This window comes from Phenylobacterium sp., assembly GCF_016793285.1.
Classification (GTDB): domain Bacteria; phylum Pseudomonadota; class Alphaproteobacteria; order Caulobacterales; family Caulobacteraceae; genus Phenylobacterium.
Window position 1 is genome coordinate 1 of sequence record NZ_JAEUMO010000200.1, and the last position, 3,881, is coordinate 3,881.

General features: G+C 68.6%; 6 protein-coding genes. All 6 read left to right on the forward strand.

Annotated features, from left to right (window positions below):
• The coding region (locus tag JNL41_RS17175; protein ID WP_293477082.1) for a DUF2807 domain-containing protein at nucleotides 1–756 on the forward strand (756 nt) is incomplete at its 5' end.
• A gap of 326 nt (nucleotides 757–1,082) precedes the next feature.
• Nucleotides 1,083–1,388, forward strand: a complete 306-nt coding sequence (gene rpsJ, locus JNL41_RS17180; RefSeq protein ID WP_068876686.1) for a 30S ribosomal protein S10 — start codon at nucleotides 1,083–1,085, stop codon at nucleotides 1,386–1,388.
• A gap of 13 nt (nucleotides 1,389–1,401) precedes the next feature.
• Nucleotides 1,402–2,160: a 50S ribosomal protein L3 gene (rplC, locus tag JNL41_RS17185; RefSeq protein WP_293477084.1), complete on the forward strand. Its 759-nt coding sequence runs from the start codon at nucleotides 1,402–1,404 to the stop codon at nucleotides 2,158–2,160.
• A complete protein-coding gene (rplD, locus tag JNL41_RS17190; RefSeq protein WP_293477086.1) occupies nucleotides 2,160–2,798 on the forward strand; it encodes a 50S ribosomal protein L4 in 639 nt (212 codons plus the stop codon). Before rplC ends, rplD begins: the two co-directional genes overlap by 1 nt.
• Nucleotides 2,798–3,100 carry a 50S ribosomal protein L23 gene (locus JNL41_RS17195; protein ID WP_293477088.1) on the forward strand — a complete coding sequence of 101 codons (303 nt, stop codon included), beginning with the start codon at nucleotides 2,798–2,800 and terminating at the stop codon, nucleotides 3,098–3,100. Before rplD ends, JNL41_RS17195 begins: the two co-directional genes overlap by 1 nt.
• Nucleotides 3,101–3,104: 4 nt before the next feature.
• Nucleotides 3,105–3,881, forward strand: a 777-nt coding sequence (gene rplB / locus JNL41_RS17200) for a 50S ribosomal protein L2 (protein ID WP_293477089.1), incomplete at its 3' end; no start/stop codon positions are given.

Sequence of the window (3,881 nt, forward strand, 5' to 3'; positions counted from 1 at the left end):
GATGCGGTGGCGCGGGTCACCGTGGTCCCCGAGGACCGGGCCGACATCAAGGTGGACATCGTGCGCCCGCACCCCAGGCTGCCGCTCACCGTCCGAACCCTCGGCGACCGCACCATCGTCGACGGCGACCTCGACCACGGCCGGCGCATCCGCAATTGCCGCTCGTCCGGCGAACGGTCGTCCGTCGAGGTGCGTGAGGTCGGCGACGTCGCGTGGGCGGACTTCCCGCAGGTCGTGATCCACACCCCGCGCAGCGTGAACGTCGGCGCCGACGGCGCGGTGTTCGGCTCGGTGGGGCGTTCGGCCAGCCTCAGGCTGGGCAACGCCGGCTGCGGCGACTGGACGATCGCCAACGTCGAGGGCGAGGCGCGCGTGAGCCAGGCCGGCTCGGGCGACACCCGCATGGGCTCGGCCGCGACGCTGAAGATCAACGTCGCGGGCTCGGGCGACATCGCCGCGGCCGACGTGAAGGGCGGCCTCGACATCAACATCGCGGGCTCCGGTTCGGCGGTGGTGCGCTCGGTGAACGGTCCGCTGGACGTGACGATCGCCGGTTCCGGCGACGTCCTCGTGAGCGGCGGCCGGGCGACGATCATGAAGGTGTCCGTGGCCGGCTCCGGCGACGTGGCCTTCAACGGCGTGGCCGACAGCATGAAGGCCCGCATCGCGGGCTCGGGCGACGTCCGCGCGGACAAGGTCAACGGCGACGTCTCGAAGATGATCATGGGCTCCGGGTCGGTCCGCGTCGGGCGGTGAGATGATCCGGCGCGGCCTGGATGCCGCGGCGGGGAGGGCACCGCCGCCGCCCCCTTGACGGGACCGAGTCGCATCGGTATTTACGCGCCTCCTGTTGGACCGGCTGTGTGCTTCGGCACAGACGCGGCCCGCGGAACGACACGTTGAAGTGCTGTACTAGCGTTTCGTAGGAGGGCCCTCGCGGTTGCGGCGGCCCTAAGTCGTTTTGAGCGGACTATCGCGTACGGGCGCTTCTCCCTCTCCATGAGATGGGGCGTTCGGGCTGGTCTTTGAAATGGTCAAGGTCACGCGGGCGCCCGCCGTCTGTAGGGAAACGTAAGAGCGAAATGGCTCAAAACATTCGCATCAGGCTCAAAGCCTTCGATCACCGCGTGCTGGACCATTCCACCCGCGAGATCGTGAATACGGCGAAGCGCACCGGCGCCGCCGTCCGTGGGCCCATTCCGCTGCCCACGCGCATCGAGAAGTTCACCGTCAACCGCTCGCCGCACATCGACAAGAAGTCGCGCGAGCAGTTCGAGATCCGCACGCACAAGCGCGTGCTCGACATCGTCGACCCCACCCCGCAGACCGTGGACGCGCTCATGAAGCTCGACCTGTCCGCCGGCGTGGACGTCGAGATCAAGCTCTGAGGGGATTGATCTCATGCGCACTGGCGTAATCGCTAAAAAGCTCGGGATGGCCCGCTTCTTCGACGAAGCCGGCGCCCATGTGCCCGTGACCGTGCTCAGCCTCGAGGGCTGTCAGGTCGTGGCCCACCGCACCAGCGAGAAGGACGGCTACGTCGCCCTCCAGCTCGGCGCGGGCAGGAAGAAGGCCAAGAACACCTCGAAGGGCCTCCGCGGCCACTTCGCCAAGGGCCAGGTCGAGCCGAAGGCCAGGCTGGTCGAGTTCAAGGTCTCCGAGGACAACCTCATCGACGTGGGCGCGGAGATCACCGCCGACCACTACGTCGAAGGCCAGAAGATCGACATCACCGGCACGACCGTCGGCAAGGGCTTCGCCGGCGCCATGAAGCGCTGGAACTTCGGCGGCCTGCGCGCCACCCACGGCGTCTCGGTCTCGCACCGCTCGCACGGCTCGACCGGCAACCGCCAGGATCCGGGCCGCACCTTCCCGGGCAAGAAGATGGCCGGCCATCTCGGCCAGGAAACCGTCACCACCCTCAACCTCACCGTCTGGCGCGTCGACGTCGAGCGCGGCCTGATCCTCGTGAAGGGCGCCGTGCCCGGCACGGAAGGCTCGTTCGTGAAGATCCGCGACGCGGTGAAGTCGGCCCTGCCGGCGGACGCCCCGAAGCCGGGCGCGTTCAAGGGCGCGGGCGCCGAAGCCGCTCCGGCGGCTGCGGTGGCCGAAGCTCCGGCCGAACAAGAGGCCCCGAAGTCTGAAGGGGACGAAGCCTAATGAAACTCGACGTCATCAAGCTGGACGGCGGGAAGGGCGGCTCGATCGAGCTCCCCGACGATATCTTCGGCATCGAAGAGATCCGCGCCGACATCCTGCAACGCGTGATCACCTGGCAGTTGGCCAAGCGCCGCTCGGGCAACCACAAGATCCAGGTCCGCAACGAGGTCTCCCGCACCTCGAAGAAGATGTACAAGCAGAAGGGCACCGGCGGCGCCCGCCACGGCTCGCGCCGGGCGGCCCAGTTCGTCGGCGGCGCGAAGGCCCACGGCCCGGTCGTCCGCAGCCACGCGTTCGACCTGCCCAAGAAGGTCCGCGCCCTGGCCCTGAAGCACGCGCTGTCTTCGAAGGCCCGGGACGGCTCGCTGATCGTGGTCGACACGGTCGCGGTCAAGGAAGCCAAGACGGCCGCGCTTCGCGAGCAGCTCGGCAAGCTGGGCGTGACCAACGCGCTGGTGATCGCCGGCGCCGAAGTCGACAAGAACTTCGGCCTCGCGGCCCGCAACATCCCCAACGTCGATGTGCTGCCGAACGCCGGCCTGAACGTCTACGACGTGCTGCGCCGCCGGACCCTCGTCCTGACCAAGGACGCGGTGGACGGCATTCGCGCGCGCCTGATGCCTGAGGAGGCCGCGTGATGGCCGTCGAGCCCACCGTCCGTCACTACGACACCATCCTGTCGCCGATCATCACGGAAAAGGCCACGCTGCTCTCGGAGCAGAACAAGGTCGTGTTCCGCGTCGCCGGCGACGCCTCGAAGGACGAGATCGCCGCCGCGGTCGAAGCGCTGTTCAAGGTCAACGTCACGAAGGTCAACACGATCAACGTGAAGGGCAAGACCAAGCGCTTCCGCGGCATCATGGGTCGTCGGTCCGACGTCAAGAAAGCGATCGTGACGCTGGCCGAAGGCCAGTCGATCGACATCACCACGGGGCTCTAAGTCGATGGCTCTGAAGCAGTTCAATCCGACTTCGCCGGGCCGCCGTCAGCTCGTCCTGGTCGACAAGTCCGAGCTCCACAAGGGCCGGCCGGAGAAGTCGCTCGTCGAAGGCCTGACCAAGTCGGGCGGTCGTGGCGGCAACGGCCGCGTGGCGGTCCGCTTCCGCGGCGGCGGCGCCAAGCGCCTCTACCGGATCATCGACTTCAAGCGCCGCAAGTTCGACGTGCCCGCCACGGTCGAGCGCCTGGAGTACGACCCCAACCGTTCGGCCTTCATCGCCCTGGTGAAGTACGCCGACGGCGAGCTCAGCTACATCCTGGCCCCGCAGCGCCTGAAGGCCGGCGACACCATCGTCGCCGCCGAGAAGGCCGACGTGAAGCCGGGCAACGCGATGCCGCTCCGCGGGATGCCGATCGGCACCATCATCCACAACGTGGAGATGAAGCCGATGAAGGGCGGGCAGATCGCCCGCTCGGCCGGCGCCTACGCCCAGTTGGTCGGCCGCGACGCCGGCTACGCCCAGATCCGCCTGAACTCGGGCGAGCTGCGCATGGTCATGGACGGCTGCATCGCCACGGTGGGCGCGGTCTCCAACCCCGACCACATGAACGAGAACCTCGGCAAGGCCGGCCGCGCCCGTCACAAGGGCCGCCGTCCGCACGTCCGCGGCGTCGCCATGAACCCGATCGACCACCCGCACGGCGGCGGCGAAGGCCGCACCTCGGGCGGCCGTCACCCGGTCACGCCGTGGGGCCAGCCCACGAAGGGCCGCAAGACCCGC

Bases quoted from the DNA above. Each gene is read 5' to 3' on its own strand.
- rpsJ (WP_068876686.1), top strand. From the start codon at position 1,083: ATGGCTCAAAACATTCGCATCAGGCTCAAAGCCTTCGATCACCGCGTG.
- rplC (WP_293477084.1), top strand. From the start codon at position 1,402: ATGCGCACTGGCGTAATCGCTAAAAAGCTCGGGATGGCCCGCTTCTTC.
- rplD (WP_293477086.1), top strand. From the start codon at position 2,160: ATGAAACTCGACGTCATCAAGCTGGACGGCGGGAAGGGCGGCTCGATC.
- JNL41_RS17195 (WP_293477088.1), top strand. From the start codon at position 2,798: ATGGCCGTCGAGCCCACCGTCCGTCACTACGACACCATCCTGTCGCCG.